At 65.0% G+C, this 23566-nt stretch carries 21 protein-coding genes; 6 read left to right on the plus strand and 15 right to left on the minus strand.

Annotated features, from left to right (window positions below; translation table 11 throughout):
- The first annotated feature begins 6 nt into the window (after positions 1–6).
- Genes B5J99_RS05050 through B5J99_RS05065 form a run of 4 tightly spaced genes read left to right on the plus strand, consistent with a single transcriptional unit; the run spans position 7 to position 6972 of the window.
- Positions 7–642 carry an urea amidolyase associated protein UAAP2 gene (locus tag B5J99_RS05050; protein ID WP_117351744.1) on the plus strand — a complete coding sequence of 212 codons (636 nt, stop codon included), beginning with the start codon at positions 7–9 and terminating at the stop codon, positions 640–642.
- Positions 639–4232 (plus strand): urea carboxylase, encoded by a 3594-nt coding sequence (gene uca, locus B5J99_RS05055; RefSeq protein ID WP_117351745.1) that lies wholly within the window; start codon positions 639–641, stop codon positions 4230–4232. The genes B5J99_RS05050 and uca overlap by 4 nt, the downstream gene beginning before the upstream one ends.
- Positions 4229–5998: an allophanate hydrolase gene (gene atzF, locus B5J99_RS05060; protein WP_117351746.1), complete on the plus strand. Its 1770-nt coding sequence runs from the start codon at positions 4229–4231 to the stop codon at positions 5996–5998. Before uca ends, atzF begins: the two co-directional genes overlap by 4 nt.
- A 29-nt stretch (positions 5999–6027) precedes the next feature.
- A complete protein-coding gene (locus B5J99_RS05065) occupies positions 6028–6972 on the plus strand; it encodes a Vgb family protein (RefSeq protein ID WP_117353364.1) in 945 nt (314 codons plus the stop codon).
- Positions 6973–7076: 104 nt separating this feature from the next.
- On the opposite strand, the gene B5J99_RS05070 is transcribed toward B5J99_RS05065, so the two are convergent.
- From B5J99_RS05070 to traA, 11 genes are all read right to left on the minus strand, one after another.
- Positions 7077–7424: a UrcA family protein gene (locus B5J99_RS05070; protein WP_054135022.1), complete on the minus strand. Its 348-nt coding sequence runs from the start codon at positions 7422–7424 to the stop codon at positions 7077–7079.
- 126 nt (positions 7425–7550) lie between these two features.
- Positions 7551–7907, minus strand: coding sequence for a hypothetical protein (locus tag B5J99_RS05075; RefSeq protein WP_082382298.1), 357 nt, complete (start codon positions 7905–7907; stop codon positions 7551–7553).
- 17 nt (positions 7908–7924) lie between these two features.
- The gene (locus B5J99_RS05080; RefSeq protein ID WP_117351747.1) at positions 7925–9502 is read right to left on the minus strand and encodes a tetratricopeptide repeat-containing sulfotransferase family protein; all 1578 of its coding nucleotides are present in this window, start codon (positions 9500–9502) and stop codon (positions 7925–7927) included.
- Positions 9499–10458: a sterol desaturase family protein gene (locus tag B5J99_RS05085; RefSeq protein WP_117351748.1), complete on the minus strand. Its 960-nt coding sequence runs from the start codon at positions 10456–10458 to the stop codon at positions 9499–9501. The genes B5J99_RS05080 and B5J99_RS05085 overlap by 4 nt, the downstream gene beginning before the upstream one ends.
- Before the next feature lie 87 nt (positions 10459–10545).
- The gene (locus tag B5J99_RS05090; RefSeq protein ID WP_054135018.1) at positions 10546–11484 is read right to left on the minus strand and encodes a LysR family transcriptional regulator; all 939 of its coding nucleotides are present in this window, start codon (positions 11482–11484) and stop codon (positions 10546–10548) included.
- 84 nt (positions 11485–11568) lie between these two features.
- Entirely contained in the window at positions 11569–13062 is a 1494-nt protein-coding gene (locus tag B5J99_RS05095) for a hypothetical protein (RefSeq protein WP_117351749.1), read from the minus strand.
- Positions 13052–13468: a GtrA family protein gene (locus B5J99_RS05100; protein WP_117351750.1), complete on the minus strand. Its 417-nt coding sequence runs from the start codon at positions 13466–13468 to the stop codon at positions 13052–13054. Before B5J99_RS05100 ends, B5J99_RS05095 begins: the two co-directional genes overlap by 11 nt.
- The gene (locus tag B5J99_RS05105; protein ID WP_117351751.1) at positions 13440–14174 is read right to left on the minus strand and encodes a class I SAM-dependent methyltransferase; all 735 of its coding nucleotides are present in this window, start codon (positions 14172–14174) and stop codon (positions 13440–13442) included. The genes B5J99_RS05100 and B5J99_RS05105 overlap by 29 nt, the downstream gene beginning before the upstream one ends.
- 4 nt (positions 14175–14178) lie before the next feature.
- Positions 14179–15168 carry a glycosyltransferase family 2 protein gene (locus tag B5J99_RS05110; protein WP_117353365.1) on the minus strand — a complete coding sequence of 330 codons (990 nt, stop codon included), beginning with the start codon at positions 15166–15168 and terminating at the stop codon, positions 14179–14181.
- Between the two features lie 810 nt (positions 15169–15978).
- Positions 15979–16308 carry a hypothetical protein gene (locus B5J99_RS05115; RefSeq protein WP_117351752.1) on the minus strand — a complete coding sequence of 110 codons (330 nt, stop codon included), beginning with the start codon at positions 16306–16308 and terminating at the stop codon, positions 15979–15981.
- Between the two features lie 9 nt (positions 16309–16317).
- Entirely contained in the window at positions 16318–19299 is a 2982-nt protein-coding gene (gene traA / locus B5J99_RS05120) for a Ti-type conjugative transfer relaxase TraA (RefSeq protein ID WP_117351753.1), read from the minus strand.
- Between the two features lie 173 nt (positions 19300–19472).
- Between traA and B5J99_RS05125 the strand changes: the two genes are divergently transcribed.
- Both B5J99_RS05125 and B5J99_RS05130 read left to right on the plus strand, forming a co-directional pair.
- A complete protein-coding gene (locus tag B5J99_RS05125; protein WP_211337880.1) occupies positions 19473–19796 on the plus strand; it encodes a conjugal transfer protein TraD in 324 nt (107 codons plus the stop codon).
- Position 19797: 1 nt separating this feature from the next.
- On the plus strand, positions 19798–20034 hold the full coding sequence (locus B5J99_RS05130; protein ID WP_117351755.1) for a conjugal transfer protein TraD: 237 nt from the start codon (positions 19798–19800) through the stop codon (positions 20032–20034).
- A gap of 199 nt (positions 20035–20233) precedes the next feature.
- Here B5J99_RS05130 and B5J99_RS05135 read toward each other — a convergent pair whose 3' ends face one another.
- The 4 genes from B5J99_RS05135 to B5J99_RS05150 all read right to left on the minus strand — a co-directional run bounded on the left by B5J99_RS05135 (position 20234) and on the right by B5J99_RS05150 (position 23542).
- Complete coding sequence (locus B5J99_RS05135) at positions 20234–20662, minus strand: Ros/MucR family transcriptional regulator (protein ID WP_117351756.1); 429 nt, start codon at positions 20660–20662, stop codon at positions 20234–20236.
- A 173-nt stretch (positions 20663–20835) separates the two neighbouring features.
- Complete coding sequence (locus B5J99_RS05140; protein WP_117351757.1) at positions 20836–21462, minus strand: DedA family protein; 627 nt, start codon at positions 21460–21462, stop codon at positions 20836–20838.
- Positions 21463–21478: 16 nt separating this feature from the next.
- Positions 21479–22207: an SDR family oxidoreductase gene (locus B5J99_RS05145; RefSeq protein WP_117351758.1), complete on the minus strand. Its 729-nt coding sequence runs from the start codon at positions 22205–22207 to the stop codon at positions 21479–21481.
- On the minus strand, positions 22208–23542 hold the full coding sequence (locus B5J99_RS05150; RefSeq protein WP_117351759.1) for an FAD-binding oxidoreductase: 1335 nt from the start codon (positions 23540–23542) through the stop codon (positions 22208–22210).
- Between the last annotated feature and the right edge of the window lie 24 nt (positions 23543–23566).

Consider the following 23566-nt stretch of genomic DNA (forward strand, 5'->3'; position numbering starts at 1 on the left):
GTTCCCATGAGCGTCGATCCCCATCTCGCCGGGCTCACCGGCCCGGTCGTCCATGACTGCATCGTGCCCGCGCGCGCGCCCTGGCTGCACCCCATCGCCGCCGGGCAGACGCTGCGCATCGTCGATCTGGAAGGCAACCAGGCGGTTGATTTCCTGCTCTACGCCACCGCCGATGATGCCGAGCGCTACAGCGCGCAGGATACGGTGGCGGCGCAAGGCAATCTGTTCCTGCGGCAAGGCACCGTGCTGCGCTCCAACGAGGGCCGCGCGATGATGACCATCACGGCCACCTCGGTCGAATATCACGACACCATCGGCGGCGCGTGCTCGTGCGAGTCCAACACGCTGCGTTATGGCCACCACACCAAGTCCGAACACGCCTGTGTCGAGAACTTCCTCGAGGCGAACCTGTCGGAAGGCCGCGGAAAGCGCGACATCGTCTCCAACATCAACTTCTTCATGAACGTGCCGGTTGAGGAAGACGGCGCGCTGGGCATCGTCGATGGCATCTCCGCCCCGGGGCTGACGGTCGATCTGCGCGCCGAAATTGACGTGACCGTGGTCGTCTCCAACTGCCCGCAGATCAACAACCCCTGCAACGGCTTCAACCCCACGCCCGTGCGCATGATCGTCACCGCATGAGCTTCGACACCGTCCTGATTGCCAACCGCGGTGCAATCGCCACGCGGATCATCCGCACATTGCGCAAAATGGGGCTGCGCTCGGTCGCGGTCTATTCGGAGGCCGACGAGGATTCGCTGCACGTCGCCCAGGCCGACGAGGCGGTGTGCATTGGTCCTGCGCGCGCGTCCGAGAGCTATCTCAACGTCGCCGCGATCCTCGAGGCTGCGCGCCGGACCGGCGCGGGCGCGATCCATCCGGGCTATGGCTTTCTCGCCGAGAACGCCGAGTTTGCCGAAGCCTGCGCGCAAGCGGGAATCGTGTTCATCGGCCCGACGCCTCAGAACATGCGCACCTTCGGGCTCAAGCACAGCGCGCGCGCACTCGCGGCTGCGCATGGCGTGCCTCTGGCGCCTGGCACCGATCTGCTCACCGACGAGGACGAGGCCGCGAGCGCCGCAGACTCAATCGGGTACCCGGTCATGCTCAAGGCGACCGCGGGCGGCGGCGGCATCGGCATGCGCATCTGCGAGGACGAAGCCGCCGTGCGCGAGGGCTTTGCCGCCGTCCAGCGCCAGGGGCTGGGCAATTTCGGCGACGCTGGCGTGTTTCTCGAACGCTATATCCGCCGCGCGCGGCATATCGAGGTGCAGATCTTCGGCGATGGCGCAGGCACTGTCGTGGCGTTGGGAGAGCGCGACTGCTCGCTGCAGCGGCGCAACCAGAAGGTGGTCGAGGAAGCGCCCGCGCCCTTGCTGCCCGCCAGTGTGCGCGCGGACCTGATCGCTTCGGCGATCCGGCTGGGCCAGGCCGCGAACTACCGCTCCGCCGGAACGGTCGAGTTCCTCTATGACTCCGAGCGCAAAGAGTTCTTCTTTCTCGAGATGAACACCCGGCTGCAGGTCGAGCATGGCGTCACCGAGGAGGTGATGGGGATCGATCTGGTCGAGTGGATGGTGCGCGGCGGCGCGGGCGATTTCGCGTTCCTGTCCGATGCGCCAAGCCAGCCCAAGGGCCATTCGGTGCAGGTGCGGCTCTATGCCGAGGACCCCGCGCACGATTACCGCCCGACATCGGGCACACTGACCGCGGTCGCGTTTCCCGCCAATATCCGCGCCGAAACCTGGGTCATGGCGGGCAGCACGGTCAGCGTCTGGTACGATCCGATGCTCGCCAAGCTGATCGTCCACGCTGCAACGCGCGAAGCGGCCGTCACCGCGATGCAGGCCGCGCTCGATGCGAGCCGCGTCGATGGCATCGAAAGCAACCTGCGCTGGCTGCGCGATGTCGTGCGATCGCCCGCCTTCGTCAGCGGCGAGGTTTCGACCCGCGCGCTCGATACAATCGAGTATCACCCGCGCAGCATCCAGGTGGTGAGCGGCGGCACCGCGACCACGGTGCAGGACTGGCCCGGACGCCAGCGTCTGTGGTCGGTCGGCGTCCCGCCCTCGGGCCCGATGGACGATCAGTCGTTCCGGCTGGGCAACCGCTTGCTCGGCAATGCGGAAGGCACCGCAGGGCTCGAGGTCACGATTTCGGGCCCGACTTTGACCTTCAACGCGCCCGCGCGCATCTGCCTGATCGGTGCAGATTTCGGCGCAACGCTCGATGGCGTGGCGGTTCCGCGCGGCGAGGCCCTGGACATTGCTGCCGGCCAGACCCTCGCGCTGGGGCGCGCCACGGGCGGCGGATTGCGCGGCTATATCCTGCTCGCCGGCGGGCTCGATATCGCGCCGTATCTTGGCAGCCGCAGCACCTTCGAGCTCGGCCAGTTCGGCGGCCACGCCGCGCGCCGCCTGCTCGCGGGCGATACGCTGCATCTGGGCGATGAGCCGACTGGCACGCCCCTGCCCCGCGCAGCCATGCCCGCGCTTCCCGGCGAATGGACGCTGCGCGTGCTCTATGGCCCGCACGGTGCACCCGATTTCTTCACCGATGACGACATCGACACCTTCGTCGCGGCGCAGTGGCAGGTGCACTACAACTCCAATCGCACCGGGGTGCGGCTGATCGGCCCCAAGCCGGTCTGGGCACGCAAGGATGGCGGCGAGGCGGGGCTTCATCCCTCCAACATCCACGACAACCCCTATGCCATCGGCGCGGTCGATTTCACCGGCGACATGCCGATCATCCTCGGCCCGGATGGCCCGTCATTGGGCGGTTTCGTCTGCCCGTTCGTGGTGATTGCAGCGGACCGCTGGAAGATCGGCCAGCTTGCGCCCGGCGACACCCTGCGCTTCGTTCCGGTCAACGCGCACGATGCGTTTGCAGCCGACAGCCTGCAGCGGCGTCTGCTCGCCACCGGCGACGGATGCGAGCTTGGCCCCGCACGGCCGATCGCGACGCTGTCGCCGATCCTGGGAATGATCCCGCAAGGCCCGCAGCGCCCGCGCACCGTCTATCGCCAGCAGGGCGACCGCAACATCCTGGTCGAATACGGCCCGATCGTGCTCGATATCGAGCTGCGTATCCGCGTACAGGCGCTGATGACCGAGCTCGAGCGGATGGCGCTGCCCGGTGTGATCGATATCGTGCCGGGCATCCGCTCGCTGCAGTTCCATTTCGATGGCGCGACGATGACCCAGGGCATGGCTCTTGCCGCCTTGATGGGCGCGGAGGAACGGCTGGGGGATCTTGAGGACTTCACCATCCCCTCGCGCATCGTCCACCTGCCGCTGAGCTGGCGCGACCCTGCGACCATCGAGACGATCGAGAAGTACATGGGCGCGGTGCGCGACGATGCGCCATGGTGCCCCGACAACATCGAGTTCATCCGCCGGATCAACGGCCTGCCCGATGCGGCGGCAGTCGAGAACCTGATCTTCGAGGCGAACTATCTCGTCCTGGGCCTGGGCGACGTCTATCTCGGTGCGCCGGTCGCAACGCCGGTCGATCCGCGTCACCGGCTGGTCACCACCAAGTACAACCCCGCGCGCACCTGGACCCCGCCCAATGTCGTGGGCATCGGCGGCGCGTATATGTGCATCTATGGCATGGAAGGCCCCGGCGGCTATCAGCTGTTCGGGCGGACGCTGCAGGTGTGGAACACCTATCGCCAGACCGACGCGTTCACCGAAGGCAAGCCCTGGCTGCTGCGCTTCTTCGACCAGATCCGCTTCTATCCGGTCAGCGCCGATAAGCTCACCGAATGGCGGCGCGACTTCCCGACCGGGCGGCGCTCGATCCGCATCGAGCCTTCCGAGTTCCGGCTGGCCGACTATCGCGCATTCCTCGCCGACAATGCCGATGCGATCTCGGCCTTCGAGCAAACCCGCCAGGCCGCGTTCGACGAGGAGCGCGCCGACTGGCAGCGCCGCGGCGAGTTCGACCGCGCCGATCCTGCCGAGGCCGAGACGGTCGCGGCGGGCGCGGTCGAGGTTCCCGAGGGCGCCGATGTCATCGAGGCCCCGTTCGGCGGCAGCGTGTGGAAGATGCTGGTCGCGGTGGGCGATACCGTCGAGGCGGGGGATGCGATCGCGATCATCGAGGCGATGAAGATGGAATGCCGCGTCGACAGCCCCGGCGCAGGCACGATCAGCGCGCTGTATGCGCAGGAACGCCAGTCGGTGCAGCCCGGCGCGCCGATCCTCGCGCTGACGAGGCACGCATGAGCGCGCCGGGTCGCCAAAGCGCGAGCACGATCGCGCAGGCGGTCGCCAGCGGTGCGACAAGCGCGGTCGCCGTCGCCGAGGAAACGCTGGCGCGGCTCGATGCCTATGACAGCATCCAGCCGCAGATCTGGATCAGCCGCGCATCGCCCGAGGCGCTGATTGAGGCGGCGCGCGGAATCGATGCGCGGATCGCGGCGGGCGAAACATTGCCGCTCGCGGGCGTGCCGTTCGCGGTGAAGGACAATATCGACGTCGCCGGGTTCGAGACGACCGCAGCGTGCCCGGCCTTCGCGTACCAGCCGGACGCCTCTGCCACGGTGGTCGAGCGGCTGCTGGCGGCGGGCGCCTTGTGCGTCGGCAAGACCAATCTCGACCAGTTCGCCACCGGTCTCAACGGCACGCGCAGCCCTTATGGTAGCCCACGCAACGCCTACAACCTCGCCTATGTCAGCGGCGGATCGAGCTCGGGATCGTCGAGCGCGGTCGCCGCCGGGCTGGTCGCCTTTGCGCTCGGCACCGATACCGCAGGCTCGGGCCGCGTCCCCGCAGCGTTCCAGCATCTGATCGGGTTCAAGCCCAGCAAGGGCCGCTGGAGCAACCGGGGCGTCGTGCCTGCCTGCCGCACGCTCGATTGCGTTACCGTGTTCACCGACGACACCGCCGACGCTCGGCTGATCGACAGCGTGGTGGCGGGGTACGATGCCGCCGATGCCTGGTCCAAGCCGCTCGCCGATCGCCCGATTACGCGCAAGACCATCGGCGTGCCGCGCCGCGACCAGCGCGTGTTCTTCGGCGATCCGGAATCCGAATATCTCTACGATCGCGCGCTGGCCAGGCTTTCCGAGCTCGGCGACATCGTCGAGATCGACTACGCCCCGCTGCAGGAGGCCGCGCAATTGCTCTACAGCGGGCCCTGGGTCGCCGAGCGCACTGCCGCGATGGAGAGCATCCTCGCCAGCAACCCGCAAGCGATCGATCCCACCGTGCGGGAGATCGTCTCGGTCGGGCTGGAGGCCAAAGCAGTCGATCTGTTCAACGGCATCTACCGCCTCGCCGAATTGAAGCGCCACGCCGACACGCTGTGGGAGAGCATCGACCTGATGGCCTTCCCCACCACCGGCACGACCTATCGCGTCGCCGAACTCGCCGCCGCGCCGATCGCGCTCAACAGCGCGCTGGGGTTCTACACCAATTTCGTCAACCTGCTCGATATGGCAGCATTAGCCATTCCGGCGGGCACCCGCGCCAACTCCACCGGCTTCGGCATTACCTTGATCGGCCCGGCGGACACCGACCGCGCGCTGCTCGATGTCGCCGACGCCTATCTTTCCATCGCCGATCTTCCCCCACCACCCCCGCTCGATCTGGAGGGCAAAATGCAGACCGTGAAACTCGCCGTCGTCGGCGCGCACTTGAAAGACATGCCGCTGCACTGGCAGCTGACTTCGCGCGACGCGACCTTCGTCGGCGCGTTTCAGACCGCGCCCGAATACCGGCTCTATGCCATCGCCAACAGCACGCCGCCCAAGCCCGCTTTGGTGCACAGCCCCGATGGCGCGGGAATCGCGGTCGAAGTCTACGAGCTGGGCGTCGCCGAATTCGGCAGCTTCGTGGTCGAGGTGCCCCCGCCGCTCGCGATCGGGACGGTGACATTGGCCGACGGCACTTCAGTCAAGGGCTTCGTCGCCGAACCGCGCGCGATGACCGGGGCGCAGGACATCACCCATCTGGGCGGATGGCGGGCGTATATCGCGCAAATGACCTGATTTTTTCCGGCAACACGAAAGGGCAGACGATGCAGAAACTTCGCACAACGGCCGCAGCACTCGCAGCGGGGTTTTCAACCCTTTCACCGATGGCACAGGCGCACCCCGAGCAGGTGATCGACGTTCCGGGCTTTGCCGATTTCCTCGCGGTCGATGGCGACAGCGTCTGGGCGACCAACGATGGCCGGGTCGAACGCTGGTCGCGCAAGGGCAAGATCGCAGGCGTTGCCATGTCCAAGCCGTGCGGCGCGATGGCGATCCTGGACGGCTCGCTGTGGGTGGCCGACTGCAAGGAGAAGGCGCTTGTCCGGATCGACACGCAGACCGCACAGAAGGTCGCGACAATTCCGACCGGCCTTGCCAGCACGGGCGAATTGAATGTGGTCGCAGGCGCAGGATCGATCTGGGTGGCGAGCGACAATGTCGCGGGCAAGGTTGCGCGCGTCGACCCCGCGACCAACACTGTCATCGCCAGCATCACCGTCAGCCCCGGAACCTGGTATCTCACCTATGGCTTCGGCGCGGTGTGGGCGGTGAGCAGCGAGAGCAAGACAGTCCAGCGCATTGATCCTGCCACCAACACGGTCACCAAGACGACTACGCTGGGCAATATCCCCGGCTTTCTGGCGGCGGGTGAAGGCGCGGTGTGGGTGCAGGAGCAGGGCGATGGCACGGTCGCGAAGATCGACCCCGAGACCGGCGCGGTGCTGGGCCGGGTCAAGGTCGGCGCGGTGCTCAAATATGGCGATATCGATACCGGCGCCGGGATGGTGTGGCTGCGCACCACCGAGGACCAGACCTTCGTGGCGATCGACCCGAAAACACTCGAGGTCGTCGCCAGGCTGGGCAAGGCGGAGGGCAGCGGCGCGCTGCGCTATGTGTCGTCCGGGACCAGCACCGGCCTTTGGACATCGGCGCACGACGTGCACACGCTGACCTGGTGGCCCGAGCCGATCCTCACGCCAAAGCCCTGAAACGCAAAGCCTTGAATCGCAAGGCCTGAAACGCAAGGTCTGCAACGGGTACCCTCGCCCATCCGCGACCGGGTGCTCCCGGCCGCGGAACGGGCAGGAAAGGATCAGCGCAACGCTGCGACCTGGGTGGCCGAGGTGCTCGCGCGGGCAAGCCGGGCTTCGATCTGCGCGCGGACATCGGCGGCCACCGACACGCGGCATTCGCGAGTCTTGGCCTCTGCTGCGAGATGGACATTGGCGAGACGCTCGCCGCACACCGCGCGCGCGGCCTGATCGACACGGATCGCGAGACGCTGCTGGCCATCGGCGGTCGACAGATCAAGCCCCTGCAGGTTGAGGATCGCCTTGTCCTTGGCGAAAGGGTTCTCGGATGCGGTGTTTTCGGATGCGACAGCGGCGCCAGCCGAAAGCGCAAAGGCAAAGGTGGCGAGTGCCACAAGGCCGGTTTTCATGGTTCATCTCCTTGCGAGTGACAGATACGGCTCTGCGGCCGCTGGCGCACTGTATAGCGCCACGCAAGGAAACTTTCAATATAGTGCGCAGATTTGTTCTTTTATTACTTTGCTCTGACCCCGTTATTACTTCACCCGAACCACCAGCATCGCCAGATCGCGCTTGGGCGCCAGCATCCCTATGGGCAGCGGAGCCTCTTGCGCGACATCTGCGACCGCCACCGAAATGCTCTGCGCATGCGGCGGTGACCACGCGCGCACGGTGCTCACCGGAACCCGAACCCGCCAGTGGCGCGCGCCCTGCGTCTCGACCTCATGGCCGTTGATGCGGATCTGCGCAGTCGCATCGTCGCGTCGCCCCGTGACCTGCAGGCAGCTTTGCGCGCCGCATGCAACCAGCCGGGTGGCAGGCGCGGGCCCGGCCAGCGCCGGAGCGGATATCGCCAGCAACGGGCTCAGCGCAAGCAGGGCAAATCGGGTCATAAGCGGGGTGCTCCGTGTCATTCGGTGGCGATGCCGTGCTGTTCGAAAAAGGCGCGGACGGGCTCCAGCACCTCGGCATGCCGCTTCCAGCGGGCGACCGAGTCGGAGTAGATCGGGCGGCGGACCTGCGCGGCGCTGGGGGTCGAGACGGGCGCTGCGTTCTCGTGAAAGCTGAGGCAGCGCTCGGACCAGTCGAGCCCGGCATGCTCGATCAGGCGGCGGGTCTGTCCCTGCTGATCGGCGATGAGGTCCTCATACGCGACTTCGAGCACCCGCCCGGGCATCTCGCGCGCCCACAGCGCCATCAGCCGGTCGAAGCGGACATAATAGGCCGCGATATCGAGCAGGTCGTAGCTGTAGTCGTAGTAACGCGAGCTGATCGCGAACAGGTTGCGGAAGTTGGCAAGCACCGTGTCCATCGGGTTGCGGCGCAGGCAGATGATCCGGGCCTCGGGAAGCGCGCGCGCGATGAAGCCGGCATACTGGAAATTGCCCGGAAACTTGTCGGTGAAACGCAGCGACGGGTCGCGGCGGTGATGCCGCGCGCGCTTGAGATAATCGTGCCCGATCCGACCCATGTCGGCCCGCGAAGCGGCCGCGATGGTCTCGGCGTCCAGAACGGTCCGGCTGCGCGTCGCCGCTGCCATCTTCACCGCCAGCGGCATCGCCTGGAGTTCGCCTGCGCTTTCCACGCCGGGGTGCGAGGAGACGATGCGGTCGACCAGCGTGGTGCCGGTGCGCGGCATGCCGATGATGAAGATCGGTGCCTCGCGCGAGAGCGCGGCGGCAGGCGCGGCGCGCACCGCCGGCCAGTGCGCCTCGATCGCATCGAACGCGGCGGCGTCGCGCGCGAAACTGTAATCGAGCGTGCGGCGGTGCTCGCCATTGGCCGCGCACAGCATGTCGAGCGCCTGGTCAGGCTCGCCAATATCCTCGAGCTCCTTGGCCAGCGCATAGCCCAGCAGCAGCCGGTCGCGGCCGTCTCGCGCCTGGGCATGGATTCGGCCCAGCCGCGCGACATGATTGGCCCCGGCGCTTTGCTTGCGCAGGCTGGAGAGCAGGTGGTGCGCGCGCGCATGGCCCGGCACCATCGCGATCAGCGCTTCCAGCGCCGCGTCGGCAGCATCCACCCGGCCCAGAAAGTTGAGCGTGACTGCATGGTTGTAGCGATATTCGCTGTTGCCCGGCTCCAGCGCGACGGCATGGGCAAAGTGCACCAGCGCTGCGGCATGATCCCCCAGCCTTGCATAGACGCAGCCCATGGTATCGCGGCTGAGCGCGTCTTCGGGCGGCGCCTTTTCAGCCGCACGCAGGGTGGCCGCCGCATCGCCGTCACGCCGCACCAGGCAGAACAATTTGGCGAGCTGTGCGCAATATTCGCCGCGTGGGTCGAGCGCCACCGCGCGGTCGAGATGCAGCACCCCCGCCTGGATCCGGCCCTGGCTCGATTCGACCACACCCAGCAGGAAATGCGCCTCGGCATCGGCGGGGCTGTCCGCCAGCAGCGCGCTCGCCAGCGCGTGGGTTGCCTGCAGGTCTCCCTTCGCCAGCGCCTGGCGCGCCGCATCGATCCGCCGGGAGCGCGTGACGATCATGCCGCGGCAGCGCCTCCCGTGCCAGCATCGTCCTGCCCGGACGGGGTGCGCGCCGCCCCGGTCGGCGTCCCGCGCCGCGCCTTGATCCGGTCGATCAGCGGCTGGAACGGAAAGATCGTCTGCTCCCAGATCGAAAGCCGCCTGCGATCATCCTGCCCCACCAGAACCCCTTCGCCCTCACGATAGGTGCCGAAGATGCGATCGAGCAGGATCAGCGAATTGCCGTAGTTGCAGCGGGTGTTTTCGTAATCGGTCGAATGATGCAGGCTGTGATGGCGGATGGTGGTGAAGACGTAAGAATACCAGATCGGCGGGTTGGACTTCACATTGGCGTGCGCGAAGGTCGCGATGACGTTGAGCGTGTTGAGCCCCGCAAACAGCGCGGTCATTTCGAAGTCGAACAGCGCCAGCACGCTCAGGCTGATCAGGAACAGCTCGATCGGGTTGCCCACCGCACCCTTTGCGGCATTGAGCTGGGTGATGTGGTGGTGCGGGGCGTGGGTCAGCCAGAACGGCGTCGAATTGTGCATCAACCGGTGCATCCAGTACTGGCCGAACTCCAGGATGACGATGACCATCATCACCTGCACCAGCCAGGGCACCTGCGCCATCCAGGTGGTGGAGATCCCCAAAGCGGTCTTGGCCGCGAGCAGCGGGTCCTCGGCCAGTGTCTTGCTCAGCCAGGCGATCACCGTCGCGCTCAGCACCACGTAGAACAGATCGGTGAAGAATTCCTGGGCATTCATCCGCCAGCCGCTGTGCCGCTCGTGCACGAACTCAAGCAGCAGAACGATCACCGTGATCGCCGAAGAGGTGACGATCAGCGTCCACGGATTGCCGGTCACCGCCTTGGGCGCATAGGCCCAGAACAGCAGCACCAGCGCGATCATGAAAGGCGGGACAAGGTTGAAAACCCGGTCCTTCAGGGTTTCAGAGGGGGTGACGATCGATGACATGCCGCAACTCCGTTGTGGCGGAGAAGTCTGCGCTGCAGTGCATCATAAAGGCAGGGGCAAATCCTGAATGAAAGACATAGATACGATCTATGCCCGGCGCAGCGCCCTTACCCTGCGAAAGACCTCGTCCCAGAACAGTTGCGTCGCGGTGTCGCGCGCAGGATCGGTGCGGGCGAGCAGATAGATGTCATAGCTGGGCTCGACATCGGCATGCAGCAGCGGCCACAGCCTGCCTTTGGCCACCTCGCCCTCGGCCGCCAGGATCGGCAGGAACCCGATGCCGACGCCCAGAGTGATCATGCGCTTGGCCTCGTTGATATCCTCGGCCAGTCCGCTTGCGCGCGTGCCCAGCCGGTTGCGGCGGCGCAGATGGGTGATCAACTCGATCTCGTCCTCGCCGGTGAGCACGAAGCGCTCGTCCTTCAGGTCGCTCAGTCGGCTGACGCGATGCCCGAAATAGGGGCTGCTGCGCGAGCAATAGAGCTGCTGCCGCTCGACCAGCAAGGGCTCGTACATCAGGCTGCCGCGCACCGAGCTGTCATAGCTCACCCCGATCTCGACCTCGCCCTGTTCGAGCGCGTCGAGCACCTGCCGCCAGGGCGACACCCGGATCTCGATATGGATATCGGGGTTGCGCCGGTGGAAGCTGGCGATCGCCTCGTCGAATTCGGGCGAGACGAGCCCCGAGACGATCTGGATGCGGACGAACCCTTCTACCCGCTTGGTCGCCTGCGCGATCTGGTGCGGCATCATCCGCGCCGATTCGAGCATGTCCTCGCACAAAGCCAGCATCGCCTTGCCCGCGGTGGTCATCTCCACCCCGGTGGCGGTGCGGTGCAGCAGCGTGGTGCCGACATGCTCCTCGAGCCGCTTGAGCGCCGCGCTGATGCTGGGCTGCTGGCGGTTGAGCGTGCGCGCTGCCGCACCGATTCCGCCCGCGCGGACGATGTCGACAAAGGTGCGCATCAGGTTCCAGTCCACCCGGCTGGCGAATTTCTTGTCGATCAGCGGAATGCGGTCGCTCATTTCGGTGATTCCCCCCGGAATTGGTGTCGCCGGGACGGAGCATAGATGAAATCGATGGGATTCCAACAATGCGCTGTTACGCCGCTATGCCCCGCAGGTCCTCGCCCACACCCCATAGCCGCGGCGGCTGCCGATCCGCGCATAGCATGACCATGCCGCAGCAAAGCGCGCATCCTGGCGCAGGAAGGCGAGATAGTCGAAAGGCTCGCTGCCGAAGAACAATTTGCCCCGGTTTTCGTCGATGAACACCCGCTCGGGCCGGTAGGCGATCAGGTCATCGACCATATTGCCGCGTGCCTGGTCGAGCACCTCGGCAAGCTCGCGGCACACCTGCCCGGCACAGTCGCCGCGCTGCAGCCGGATATGCGCGCCGGGCACCAGCCAGTGCGCGGGATAGCGGCTTGCCCAGCGGGCGGAGGTCCGGTTGACCAGCGGGAAGCCCGCCGCCACATCCGCGCTCAGCACCGCGATCCGCATCCCTGGCTCGGGAACGAACGCGGCAAGATCGTCCGCCAGCGGATTGCGATAGGGGCCACGGGCGATCTGGTTGCCGAGCGCCAGCAGCACGACCGCGCCGAGCAGCACCGCGAGCAGGCGATCATTGCTCCGCCAGGCCCGGCGCTGCGGAACGATCCACGCCACTACCAGCAGCAACAGCGCGGCAAGCGGCAGCACGTGATAATCCCAGCCCTTGTTCTGGATGACATAGCAGGCCAAGGCACCCGCCGCGCCGCCAAGCAGCGCGGTCAGCACCGGATCGAGCACGCTGCGGTGGCGCAGCGCGATCCATGTGGCGATCAGCACGGCGCCGATCTCCGGCCGCAGCCACAAGGCGAGCGGATGGCCGTCATAGGCGGCATAGACCAGCCGCGCGGGCGGCACGATTTCGCTGAGATAGGCGGGGTGGACCAGCACGATCAGGCCGACATAACTCAACAAAGCGATGCCGATCACCAGATTGGGCAGGTCGAACAGCCGCTGCCATTGCCGGTCGCGCGCCACCCTGGCGAGGATGATCCCTGCGGGGACCAGCAGGAAATAGGGCTTGAGCATCAGCCCCAGCGCCGCGGCGAGCGCGATCGCAATCCGCTCTGCAGGAGTGCAACGGGGCCCCTGATCGCCCAGCGCCAGCACCAGCAGATAGGGCATCGCCAGCATCAGCATCAGATGCTCGCGCTGGCCGAACTCGGCGATCGGCAGCACGAAAAACGTCGCCAGCACCGCTGCAAACAGTATCGTCCGCTGCGCCCCGGCCAGCGCCGAGCGCGCGAGCAGACGGATGATCCAGGCCGCAGACAATGCGCCGATGACAATGCAATAGGCAGCATAGGCCTGGCTCGCAGTCAGCGGGAGAATGCGCGAGAGCAGCACGGCTGGCGCAGTCAGATAGAAGCTCAGCGGCGGATTGATCTCGACGATATCGCGGTAGAGTTGCGCGCCATCGAGCCACATTCCGGTCGCCACCAGATACCAGCTGGCATCATGGGTCAGCGCGAAACGGGGATAGGCGAGCAACGCGGCCAGCACGATGATCGCGAGCGCGAACCACTGCAGGCGGGTCGAAGCGTCAGCGCGCATCCGGCACCGCCGCGAATGCCCACAGCTTGGCGAGCAGGAAAGTCGCAGGCGGAACGACCAGCGCCACCAGCAGCAGATAGACCCACAGCGCCAGGCCCAGTCGCTCGACGCAAAGGAGGATGAGGCTGCTCACCACCAGGCTGAACAGGCTGACCAGGCCATAGCGGCGCGCGCTGCTCGCCCAGCCGCGGTTGGTGCGGAAAGTCAGCCGGGCATTGCCGAGGAACGAGACGCCGAAAGCGCCTGTGGCCCCGAGCAGATTGGCGAGATAGGGGTCGGTCCCCGCCCGGATCATGGCCCAGGCGATCAGCACATGGGTGAGCGTCGCTGCGATCCCCACCGCGCCGAACGATAGCAGCTCGCGCAGCCAGGCCATGTCACTGTCGCGCCGGGCGCGCGACCGCATAGAGCGACAGGCCGATGGGCAGGCCGATCCGCCCGACCAGATGCCTTTCCAGCCGGAAGACACCGCCGAGCAGCCGGTTGAGCCAGGGCCCTGGCATGGTGTCCGGCTTGCCCGCAGCCCGGGTCAGCCGCGCGGCGAGCCGCTGCGCCATCGCCAGCGGAAACAGCAGGCCGTTGAAATAGCCGATGCTGGCAGGCGCATAGCCTGCCTGGCGCAGCAGCCGGTCCAGCCCCGCGCGGGTATAGCGCCGGTGGTGATGATGGATTGCGTCATGCGCCGACCACAACCAGGGCAGCGCGGGCACGGTGATCAGGATGCTGCCATCGACCCCCAGCCGCTGGCGCAGCGCGACGAGCGCGCCATGGTCGTCTTCGACATGCTCGAGCACGTCGAGCATCGCGATCAGGTCGAACCGCTCGCCCTCGAACCCGATCCGGTCGGGCAGAAGCCCCGGCGCCACCTGGCGTGGTGTACGAAGCGAGGCATAGGCGCGCGCGTCGTCATCGAGCTCGAACGCGTCGATGTCACCGAACTGGGCCAGCATGGCGAGGTTGCCGCCATAGCCGCAGCCGGCCTCGAGGATCCTGGGCCGCTCGGGCAGGCGCGCGAAGGTGCGGATCAGCCGCGCGACGATAGCCCGGCGCCCGACAAACCACCAGTGCCGGTCCTGCAGGTCGCGCAGCGAGTGATAGGCAGCAGCTTCCACCGGATCAGAACCCGACCTTGTCGGCGACGATGTACAGCGGGCGGCCGCGCACCTGCTTGGCGATGCGGCCGATATATTCGCCCATCAGCCCCAGGCTGAGCAGGTTGAGCCCGCCCAGCATCAGCACCGCCGCCATCAGCGAGGCATAGCCGGGCGTATCGACACCGAACAGCACGGTGCGGATCACCAGAAATCCGGCATAGCCAAAGGCGAGCAGCGAGATGACGCTGCCCAGGATCGTCCAGATGCGCAGCGGGAAGGTGGTCGATGCCACGATGCCGTCAACCGCCAGCGCGAGCAGCTTGGAGAATTTCCATTTGGTATCGCCCACCGCGCGCTGCGGTCGGACATAGTCCAGCGTCTCGGTGCGAAAACCGATCCACGAGAACAGCCCCTTGTTGAAGCGGCTGTGCTCGGTCATCTGGTTGAGCGCATCCACCGCGGCGCGGTCGAACAGCCGGAAGTCGCCGACATCCTCGGCGATCGGATGGTCGGCGAGCGAATTGATCGCCTTGTAGAACAGCTGCGCGCTCGAGCGCTTGAACATGGTGTCGCTGCTGCGGTCGCAGCGGCGGGCGTTGACCACCTGCACGCCCGATTGCCAGCGATCGATCATCGGGCGCAGCAGTTCGGGCGGGTCCTGCAGATCGACGTCCATCGGCACCACCGCATCGCCGCGCGACGCCTTCAGGCCGGCGCTGAGCGCGGCCTCCTTGCCGAAATTGCGCGACAGCTGGATCAGCTTGACCCGCTTGTCGCCGGCGCACAGCCCGCGCAGCACGGCGGCCGTGGCATCGGTGCTGCCATCGTCGACGAAGATGATCTCGAGCCGTGGACGGTCTTCGAGCACCGGCCACTGGCTCTGGACCATGCCGTCGATCGCCTGGACGAAGGGGATGACCGCGTCCTGCTCGTTGAGCACCGGAACGATCAGCGACACCAGCGGCCGCGTCACCGCCTCGGGCGCCGCCTCGAAGGTCAGCCCCTCGATCATGCCGCGATCCCGCACGGGGCAGCACCGCCGGAAGACGCGGCCCTGCAAGGGTATTGCTGGCTCATCAACGCCATGGGTGGTCCGCCGTTCTGGTCTGGTGCCAGGCTAGATAAGCGGATCATGGTTACCGAAAGGTAAAAATGCAGCCTTTGTGCCGCGTTCACGCCAGAATGGCGGGCATCGCCGACCGGCCTTGGGGCTGCACCTATTTGCGGCGGTAGCGGAAGTACCACATTTAATTTCTTCAATCAAGCAATGATATGATTTAACAACAAAAACCTTTAATGGAAATAGTGCTGTCACTCTCATGCAATCACCGGGCAATCACCATTTAGACAGGCTCTAGACTCATATTTTCATCACAAAAAAATGTAGATTTTTCCTGAATTATTTATATCTATCTGAGTAGATTTAACTGACTTGGATGCCGACTTCAATTGCATTGAAAGCGCCTTGACAGCGCATGCCCTACCAAGCGCTGGGGAGCTGCCTCATTGGTGTTTTGCACTCGCATCAACGGCACGGCTGACGCTTCTGAGTTTCCGCTCGTTAGCGTTTCTGGCAAATTTATTGATCGATTTATTATTTTCCCCCCACAGCACCGCCGTAGCCCGAATCGTCGCCTACCGATCCGGCTTGGCCACCGATAGCAGCCGCTCTCCTGCCCTCCAGCCGTTCTGTGCAACGCATGCATTACCCGCTGCTCAGGCCAAGGCAGCCTTCAGGCGCAGCCCAGTCGGTCGGCAGCGGGATTGCAAAACCATCTATCAGCTCTGGTATCAGCGCGAGACCGGCAGTCCCGACAAGAAACTAGTTTTGCTGCTGAACCGCCCCCACCGAGGCCATCCTACTATTGAAATCCCCAACAGCATTTTGCATATCCTTACGGATATTGCTTATCGCCGCATCGGCTTCGTGGCGAACTCGTCGCCCCGAAGCCGCTATCGCCCCGCGCATGCCCTCACAGCTCTCATGAATCAGCGCCAGGTCCGCACTGTAATCGCGCGCCAGCAAATTCTGCTGGGGCTCGGCAAACCCATCGACCGCAGCCGTGACGCCCGCCAGCCCTCGGGCTAAAGCGTCCAGCGCCTGCTCAATCGGGATTTCGTCGGGGGAAGGATCAGGTTCGGCATCGTCCATCCAGCATGTCTACATCCCAATGCCGAGCCCGCGCGAGAGGCCGAGAGATTTCTGGAGGTCCTGAGACAGCGTTTTCGTGCTCGTGGCGTCCAGCCCAAGCTGCGGACGCCGATTTGCCAGCACCGACTCTAGCTGCGGATCGCGCTCCAACCCCTTCGCCATGCCGACCAGCGAGGCCCGGACCTTGTCCGAAGCAGCCGCGCTCCCGCCCTTGCGCAGCACCCGATACTGCTCGGACTGCCGCTGCCACTGATCGACGAAGGCATCGGCCCGCCGCTCATTGGCAGTCGCAATGCGCTGCGCCTCGATGCGCAGCCGCGCCTGCTGCTCCATCGCCTGGATGGCGCGATCGGTGCGGCCCTTCACCGCCTCAGGGATCAGGCTGAGGTCCCGGTTCACCGCCTTGCGCAGATCGCCAAAGCTGTCCGGCCTGAGCGCGTTGAGGTCAGCACCGGCCTTGTTAAGCGCAGTGCGGTGCGAGACCAGCGGCTCAAGCCCCTTGTCGCGCATGGCGACAATGTCCTGTGCCACACGCGCGAACCGCTGCACGGCCTTGTCGAACCTCTGCTTGTCGGTTGCCTGTTCTGGAAAGGCCACTTTCGCCCGTACCTTCGCAACTGGCTCGCGCTGCGGCACGGCATTTGAGCCCTTGAGCAGATCGGCCAGATGTCCGCTGCGGCTGACCTTGAGCCCTGCGAACATATTGCGGCGCGGCTGCTGCTGAGCCTGAGACGGTGCAACCGCCCTGCCTTGCTGTTGCTGCTGGGCAGCGATCTTCTCGGGCTGCCGCGCATAATCGCTCGCCATATCTTTGCCACGCTCCCGACTGAGTGTGCGGGTGAGCGCCTTACGATCGGCAAAGTCATCCTTGCCATAGTGCAGATCGACCTGGGAGCGATGCCGCGACAGCGCAACATAGGCCCCATGGCTGTCCATGCCAGGCGTCGCCAGCAGCTTGACCTGATCGACCGTCATGCCCTGCGCCTTGTGGATCGTGGCCGCATAGCCATGATCCAGATGCGCATAATCCTTCAGATCGAACGCGACCGCTTTGCCGTCATCGAGCTTCACCGACATGCATGAGGCACTGACGCTCTCGACCGTGCCCAGCGATCCGTTCTTCACGCCCAGCGAGCGTTCGTTCTTCAGGAACATGACCCGGTCTCCCTCGGCAAACTGCCGCGCACCGCGCTCGACCTTCAGCGCAACGTCCTCGCCAAGGTCACCGCTGGCGCGAACCTTCTCGCGCACAGCCTCGTTGAGCGCCCGGGCCTCGTCATTGGTATGCGTGAGGATGATCCGGCTGGCATCGGGCTTTGCCTGCCTGTCGCGATCCCAGGCATCGACAAGCTCGGCCCTTGCAGCCTGGCGCGTCTCGGCGACATGGACATGTCCTGCTTCCTCATAGCGCCCAAGCGCCACACCGGTCCTGCCCGTGGCAAGCTCGCGCGTCGCCTCGCGCTGCCAGTCGATATGCTGCCGCCGGATCGATGCGATTTCCACTGCACCATGACGCTCCGCCGCAGCGCGGAACGCAGCCCCCGCCTCGATCGCCTGCAACTGCTGCGGATCGCCAACCATCACGACCTTGGCTCCTTGCTGCTGTGCATGCGACACGATCCGCTCCATCTGGCGGGTGCCGAGCATCCCTGCCTCGTCAATCACCAGCACATGCTTGCTGGTGAGCAACTCCCTGCCCTGCCCCCATTGATGCTCCAGACTGGCAAGCGTGCGCGACGGGATGCGCGAGCCATGCTCCAGCCCCTCGGCTGCAATGCCAGATAGTGCTGCACCCTGCACCGTATAGCCAGCACGCTCCCATGCCTCGCGCGCCACACCCAGCATCGCGCTTTTGCCCGTTCCGGCATATCCGATGACGTTGCTGACGCCCTTGGCCGATGTGACATGCTCCAGTGCGCCGCGCTGCTCAGCCGACAGGTCCATGCCGCGCGCCCTTGCATTGGCGAGCGCGATCTCACGATAGCGATCGGGCACGGCATGGCTGCGCCGTGCTTCGAGCCGGATCGTAGCCCGTTCGAGGCGCTGCTCGGTCTCGATCATCTCGCGCGAGGTGAACCGGTCGTTGCCTTTGCCATCCTTCCCCAGCGCGATGAGCTCGGGCGCGTTCTTCACCGCCGACATTACGGCATCGAACTGCTCCTTGTCAGCGCTGTGCCGGTGCGCGAACATGGCAAGGTCACGCGTCGTGAACGTCGCCTGCTGGTGCGTGATTGCGCTGAGCGCGATGTTCGGATCGGCGATGATCTTCTCACCGTTGGCTCGCGCGATATCGGCATGCTCAGCCAGCCGTTCGGGCGACATCCCCTCGCCTGCCATGCGCGAGGCTGCTGCGCCAATCTTGGACTGCGGCTCCAGGTCGATGCCCTGTGCTGCCAGCGAGCGGTGATCGATCCGTGCCTCGATATCGAGCTCGGCCATGCGCTGGTTGGCATGGGTGGCCCAGGCTTCGCGCCAGTGGGTGAGCAGCTCGGTCCGGTTCCAGTCGCGCACCTTCGGGCCGAACGTAGCGCTGCCGTCTTCGCCGACAACGATCTCGCGCATGGTCAGCATGACATGCGCGTGCGGCTTTGCTTCGCCATCTGAGCCGATGTCCCAATGCACATTGAGATCGGCAATCATGCCCCGATCAACAAACTCGGTTTGCACAAAGTCGCGGGCCAGCTCGATCGCCTGCTGCTGGGTCATCTCGCGTGGCAGAGCAAACTCGATCTCGCGGGCCAGCTGCGCGTCCTTGCGAACCTCGGCCGCTTCAACATCATTCCAGAGCTGCTCGCGATCCTGCCAGGCGTCACTGGCCCCATCGGGCAGCATGACTTCGCTGTGAACGACACCGGCCTTGTTGGTGAAGTCATGGGTGCGCCCGAGCCGGTCATCGTGCAGCCGCTCGCCTGCGCGATAGGCGGCAGCTGCGAGCGCAGACGATCCTGCTGCGCGGGAGATGGCTTTGGCCGAGAAGTGATAGATCGCCATGGCGACATACCATTTACGGCATTTTGCGCACGTCGGCACGACGTATAAGCGCGCCCTCCACCGATCTGGTCGCGGCGGATTTGACGAGGTCTCACAGCGACCCAGCCTGTTGTCTGCGGGATGGGAGAGGGATAGCTGGTTGGTCCTTCACCGACAACGGAAGGATGCCAGACATGCGCAAACCCCGCGATTACGACACAGAACTGCAAGCCCTCAACGACAAGGCAAAGCAGCTCAGGACCCGCAAGCAGACCCAGCTCGGCGTGCTCGTCATTGCCACCGGGGCCGATGCGCTTGGGCTCGAAATACTCGCCGGCGTTCTGCTCGCCGCCATCAGCAACAACGACCCGTTACGGAAGGAGGCCTGGCGCAATCGCGGCGCTGCGTTCTTTCAGGGCAGCACCAAAGCTCGCCGATCAGCTGGCAAAGACGCTGGTGGCACACAAGCGATCGATCCAAACACGCAACCGGCTGCTGGCACAGCGGGCACGGCATGATATGCGAGAATGGCGGGTAAAACGGCGCGAACGCACACGGCAACTTATCGAGCTCGGCGGGCTGATCGCCAAAGCGGAGCTCATCGAACTGACCGACGATGATCGCGCGGTGATCCTCGGGCTGCTGATCGAAGCGGCGGCAAAGCTAAAGAGCGAGAATCGCGATCAGCAACTGCTGCTCTGGCGGCGGCGAGGCGCGCGGGCGTTCGCGCAAAACCAGTTGGCGGAGCCATCATGATCGCGCACATGTCCAGCCGATTAATCAGGCAGCAAACGAACTTTCGCTGAGCGTGCTCGAACGGGCGCTGCAATGGGTGAGCCAGGATCTGCTTTCCGCTGCCATTGTCGTCCTGGCGCGGACCGAAGAGACACTCTCCACAATGATCTTCAGTTCACTGGCCGAAAGCGAGAATGACGAACCTACCGATTGAGAAACTTTATTGCGTATCCGCCTGCTTCAACCTGTCAGCGCGCCCCTTAGTCCCAAGCCCAATTTCCTTAGCCAATACACGCCTTCGCTCTGCATAACTGGGCGAAACCATCGGATAGTCTTTGGGCAGGTTCCATTTTTTACGGTAATCGTCCGGCGTCATGCCGAACTTCGTCCGCAGGTAGCTCTTCAACAACGTGACCTGTTTACCGTCTTCGAGACATACGAGGTATTCGGGTTTGATCGACGCCCGGATCGGGACGGCTGGCTTCTGGTCGGGCCGTGGTTCCGGCTCCGCTTCCTGACCAAGGCCGGAAAGCGAGGCGTGGACGCTGCCGATAAGCCCGGCGATATCAGATATCGCGATGCTGTTGTTGCTGACATGTGCGGCAACAATATCAGCCGTTAGGGCGACAAGCACGTTGGCATCAACCATGGACAGTCCTCTTCGATCAGTAGCTTCCTCATTGGCCTTTTGTTCAAGCAACGCAATACTAGATGAACAACTACTATGCACCCCATGGCCAAGTTATACGACGCAGACAACGGGTCGCGGCAGCCTGGGCTCAGCAATGAGGTGAAGCGACACTACCTTGCTATATGGTGACACTAATGGCTCCAGCGGGTCCCCGCAGCGACGAGGCCGACAAAAATCATACAGAAGCTGATTGCCATCAGCCCAGCCACAATCTGGTCTTGCCAAGCCTTTTCGAAAATCGCGGCCTCTATGCCCCGCCCGAGAGCAAAACCCGGCGTCAGCACGAGTCCCACCCACACCACGGCAGACATGATGTTCCAGCAATAGAAGCGAGGCGCATCCATCCGCGCCACCCCTGCCACCAAAGGCAGCATCGATTGAAAGGGACCGAGCACATAGCGCCCTGCAACCAGCGATACGCCGCCCCAGCGACGAAAAAACAGCCGCGCCCTAGCGATGCTACGGCGATGCCGCGTCATCGCGGGCAGACGCCAAGCATGGTGGCCCAGCCGCTCACCGGCGCGCCAGGATAGGAAGTATCCCGCACTTGCACCTGCAATCCCGAACAGCACGACCGGAGCTGCGTCGACTCGGCCGCTACCCATTAGCACGCCGACCATGAACAATATCGGGGTTGCAGGGATGAAGACGCCGATGACGGCGAGCGATTCGCCAAAGGCGATCAGCCCGAATGCGGGGCCCGCCAGCCAGCGGTGATCGGTCATAAAGTCCGACAGAAGCTGGAGGAGGCCGTTCATGGTCCGCGCCCGAGGATCAGAGCGAGAGTTTCTTGAAGATCGGCTCGGGCATCGCGCGGATAATCGCCATGACGAGACGCCAGCGGCCCAAGGTGTAGATCACGTCGGCCTTCTTGGCCTGCGCCTTCAGGATCGCGTCGGCGACCTGTTCGGGCTCGGCGGTCATCACCGGCGACAGCTTCATGCCTGCGGTCATCTGGGTGCGCACGAAGCCGGGCTTGACCGTCATCACGTGCAGCCCGGTCTTGGCGTGCGCGTTGCGCAGGCCCGAAAGGAACGCGGTGAATCCGGCCTTGGCCGATCCGTAGATGAAGTTCGAAGCGCGTCCGCGCTCGCCTGCGACCGAGCTGATGCCGATGATGCAGCCATCGGGCACGTTCGCCATGCGGCGGGCGGCGGCGAGCAGATAGCGAGCCGGGCCGTTGTAATTGCTGTCCATGACCCTGGCCGCAACGTCGTCATGCGCCGCCGATTCGGCCTGATCGCCCAGCAGCCCTGCGACCATCACCACGGTGCCCGGCACCACGCCCAGCAAATCGAAGAACGCGTCCGGCGCGCCATCGGTGATATCGACGTTGACCGAGCGGACCTTGGCCTGGGTGCGCAGCGAAAGGTCGGTCGCATCGGCACTGATGTCGCCGCGCGCGGCCAGAATGACCTCGCAGCCCTTGGCGGCATAGCCCCTGGCGAGCGCACGGCCGATGTCCGAACGGGCACCCAGAATGAGGACAGGAGAAGCGAGCATCTACAGACCCAATCTTTGTGAAAGCAGCGAGGAGAAGCGCCGGTCGAGCCCGTACTTCGAACGAAGGTTACGAAATTCGTCGAGCCTGGGATAGCCAGCGGCAAAGCGCTCGGGCGAGACCCGCGCGTCCTTGGTGAGATACACGCGCCCGCCATGATCGGCGGTGATCGCATCGAGCCGCTCGAGCAGCGCGAAATTGTCAGGGGTCGCGGGGAAGTCGAGCGCCAGCGTATAGCCTTCCATCGGGAAGCTGAGCATCCCGGACGAGCCGGGCCCCATGCGCTTCAGCACCGCGAGGAAAGATCCGGCGCCCGCAGCGGAAATCGCCTCGAGCAACCGGCGCATGCCCTGTTCGCTTGTCGCGAGCGGAAGGACGGACTGGTACTGCACAAAGCCCTGGCGGCCGTAGATCCGGTTCCACTCGAAGATCGCATCGAGCGGATAGAAATAGGGATCAAGATCGACCACCGCGTCGCCTGGGCGCTGCATCGCGTAATAGAGATGGTTGAACATCCGCACGTTGAAGCCGCTCAAGGCAAAGCTCGGGAAATCGATCGGGATCGTCTTGGGCTTGCGGTTGGGGCGCGCGAGCGGCGCGGCGCGGCGCGCGGGGTCGAGATCGCCCGGAAGCGCATGCTCGCCCAGCAGGATCGCCGAACGGCCAAGGCTCTTGCCGGTCGCCATGCAGTCTATCCACGCTACCGAATAGGTCGATCCGTGCGACTGTTCGAACACGGCGAGCGCCTGTTCGAGGTCGGGCACGCGGATCGTGCGCTGGCGCATGAATGCGGTCTCGATCTTCAGCATGCGGAACGAGGCGCGCACGATGATTCCGGTGAGCCCCATGCCGCCGCAGGTCGCGGCGAACAGATCGGTGTTCTGGGTCGGCGAGCAGCGCTCGATCCGGCCATCGCCGAGGTCGATATCGAACCAGTCGACATGGTCGCAGAACGAACCTGCGACATGGTGATTCTTGCCGTGCACGTCGCTGGCGATCATGCCCCCTATGGTAACCTGCCGTGTGCCGGGAGTGACTGGCGGAAACCAGCCTCGGGGAACGAAGGTTGAAACGAGATCGGAGAGCATTACGCCCGCCTCGCAGGTCAACGCGCCGGTGATCTCGTCGAACGCAATCAGCCGGTCGAGCCTCAGCATGGCGATGGTGGCATCTGTGTTGAGGCTGGCATCGCCATAAGAGCGGCCGTTGCCGCGCGCTATGCTGCTGGGCAGCGCACACAGCGTCTCGTGAAGCCCCTGCGGGTTTGCGGGCTGCCACACTGAGCACTTTCGCACCGGATAGCGGCCCCAGCCGGAGAGGGATTCGGTATGGGGCATCAGTGGAAGGCCACAGATGCGTCA

This window comes from Blastomonas fulva, assembly GCF_003431825.1.
In the GTDB taxonomy this organism is placed as follows: domain Bacteria; phylum Pseudomonadota; class Alphaproteobacteria; order Sphingomonadales; family Sphingomonadaceae; genus Blastomonas; species Blastomonas fulva.